Origin of the sequence: uncultured Thiodictyon sp. (genome assembly GCF_903828115.1) — a bacterium.
Lineage (GTDB): Bacteria > Pseudomonadota > Gammaproteobacteria > Chromatiales > Chromatiaceae > Thiodictyon.
This window is the reverse complement of sequence record NZ_CAIKKU010000879.1, coordinates 1-2,183: the sequence shown is the minus strand read 5'-3', so window position 1 is coordinate 2,183 and position 2,183 is coordinate 1. Positions and strand designations below refer to the sequence as shown.

Here is a 2,183-nt window from a genome sequence, read left to right as displayed (position 1 = left end):
GTACGCTTGCCCCGTCTGTTGTTCGCAGGTTACCCTACTCCGCAACGGGACCAACACTCGATACGGGCGGGCGGCTAACCCTTACCCGACCGGGACTTTCACCCGGCAAGAGACGCCGAGCTTTGCTCGGCGCGATAACATACGCCTCAAAAGCGAGCGCGCGCACAGGCGTCGTGCTAATTTGCTAAGGTCATCAGGGGCGCGCGCCGCTTTAGGCCGAACGTTAGCGCCAGAAAGAGGTACAGACCATGACACGTCAACAACGGGCTTCGCAGATCTGGTCGCTTCTGATATGTGCGGCGCGTGAACGTAAGACCTATACTTACGGAGATGTCGCCACCATCCTTGGGTTCGGAGGTGCGGGCGTACTGTCGCAAATTCTTGGGTGCATCATGAGCTACTGCGCGGATCACAGATTCCCTCCCCTAACGGTATTGATTGTCAACCAAGATACAGGGCTTCCCGGCGAAGGTCTTTCGACGCTAGAGGAAGTAAACCAAGATCGGGAGGCTGTATTCCGCTTCAACTGGTTCGCATTGGAGCCACCCCAAGACGCAGATTTTTGAGGTTATACTTAAATATTTCAGCCACCGCTTTTCTCAGTCTCGATCCGTAACCCAGGTAAGTTTGCTATGAACTTCACTCTTGAATGTGAGCAAGAAGACGATGGCCGGTGGCTCGCCGAAGTACCCCAGTTACCCGGCGTTCTCGTTTATGGTGGGTCCTGTACTCAAGCTATGACGAAAGCCGAAATCCTAGCGTTACGTGTTCTCGCTGAGCGCCTTGAACACGATGCACTCAAACCCAGCGACATTTGTATTCTCGTAGCCGCTGCAGCATGAGCACCTGGTCCTCTACGAAGGCCAAGCGTGTACTTGCGGCCCTACAAAATATCGGCTGGCAAATCAAGCGACAGACTTCGTCGCATAAGACGCTCATGCGGGACGGTTATCCCGATTATGTTTTTGCTTTCCATGACGGAGAGGAAATCGGGCCTAAGATGCTGGCTAGAATTGCAAAATACACTGGTTTAAAGCCCTCGGATCTGTAGTCAGGGAAGCAACCGCAAACAAGCGGGCTCAAAATCGAGCGCGCGCCACAGGCGTCGTGCTAATTCTCTGCGCCATCAGGGGCGCGCGCCGCTTTAGCCCGGTCGTTAGCTGAAAAGAGATGAAGAGAACGAGTGCCATCAGGCCCAAAGAGGATTACTCCAAGTTCGTTGACCATCCTCGCTATGGCCGTCTGCCTCGCATGACTGGATTAAATCCTGATACCAATTACACGGATGTCTTTCTGCACTGGCACTCTGCGAAAGAATGTCGAATCCCGAATACGGCTATCCGCGCTGATTTGTCCCGGCAAACCCCGGCAACTGTCCAAGTCACCCACTACTTCGATGTGAGACGTCAATGCCGTGACTGTGACAAGCCATTCATATTTTTTGCGGAGGAGCAGAAATATTGGTATGAAATCCTCGGGTTTGGGCTTGATTCTGGGCTCTTCAGGACTTGATGTTAATGGAAATATACTTAATAATCAGTTGCATGGCAGCGATACCGCCCGTACACATGTACTCCAAAATAGCACTGAACGGAAAATCATAACTATCTGAAAGTTACGGGGGCACTAGGCGAACATGGCATATCCGTGTAGATCAAGAGACACTCTTTGGAAAAGTCGGCGGTGGTTTGTAATGCCGTAGCATCGGCGTTTGAGCACCTTAATTTTATTGTTAAGTCCCTCCACGAACCCGCTAGTTTGTCGATCAATAAAATAGTTTGTGATTTCCTCCATATGACCTTCAAGTGTCTTCAGGAAGCGGTTGAAGCACGTGAGTTTGCTATTGATGACCCTCTGCATCCAGCCTTTAATTTTTCGCTTTCCTTGGCCCTTAGATAACGAGTCATTAAGGATAGACGTTAATGAATTGCATAACTCGTAAGCTTGCCGCAATTTTGGCGCCAACTGAAACAGTTTAGAGACAATAGGGGACAGACCACGGTTTACCCGTGAATCTCTTGGCTCCGCACCGAATGAAGAGAAAAGAATGCCTCCGGCGTAGGGACTCCGGTTGCCCGGAGCCCCCGCCACAGACCCGGACGTGCAGTTTTCCCGCATCCGGTTCCTCGGTCGTACTCGCTTTCGCGCGAGCGCGAGGTTTCACGCAAACACCAGTTCGTGTT

General features: G+C 51.7%; 4 protein-coding genes. 3 read left to right on the top strand and 1 reads right to left on the bottom strand.

All coding sequences use genetic code 11. The annotated features are described in order from the left end of the window. The first annotated feature begins 248 nt into the window (after positions 1-248). From QZY48_RS33085 to QZY48_RS35200, 3 genes are all read left to right on the top strand, one after another. A complete protein-coding gene (locus QZY48_RS33085; RefSeq protein WP_295438807.1) occupies positions 249-566 on the top strand; it encodes a hypothetical protein in 318 nt (105 codons plus the stop codon). Between the two features lie 272 nt (positions 567-838). Then, positions 839-1,051 (top strand): type II toxin-antitoxin system HicA family toxin, encoded by a 213-nt coding sequence (locus tag QZY48_RS33080; RefSeq protein WP_295438806.1) that lies wholly within the window; start codon positions 839-841, stop codon positions 1,049-1,051. A gap of 119 nt (positions 1,052-1,170) precedes the next feature. Then, a complete protein-coding gene (locus tag QZY48_RS35200) occupies positions 1,171-1,512 on the top strand; it encodes a zinc-ribbon domain containing protein (protein WP_366929827.1) in 342 nt (113 codons plus the stop codon). A gap of 114 nt (positions 1,513-1,626) precedes the next feature. Here QZY48_RS35200 and QZY48_RS35195 read toward each other — a convergent pair whose 3' ends face one another. Next, entirely contained in the window at positions 1,627-2,118 is a 492-nt protein-coding gene (locus tag QZY48_RS35195; RefSeq protein WP_366929826.1) for a transposase, read from the bottom strand. Positions 2,119-2,183 lie beyond the last annotated feature (65 nt).

Coding starts and splice junctions, on each gene's coding strand:
- QZY48_RS35200 (WP_366929827.1), top strand. CDS start 1,171: ATGAAGAGAACGAGTGCCATCAGGCCCAAAGAGGATTACTCCAAGTTC.
- QZY48_RS33080 (WP_295438806.1), top strand. CDS start 839: ATGAGCACCTGGTCCTCTACGAAGGCCAAGCGTGTACTTGCGGCCCTA.
- QZY48_RS33085 (WP_295438807.1), top strand. CDS start 249: ATGACACGTCAACAACGGGCTTCGCAGATCTGGTCGCTTCTGATATGT.
- QZY48_RS35195 (WP_366929826.1), bottom strand. CDS start 2,118: ATGCGGGAAAACTGCACGTCCGGGTCTGTGGCGGGGGCTCCGGGCAAC.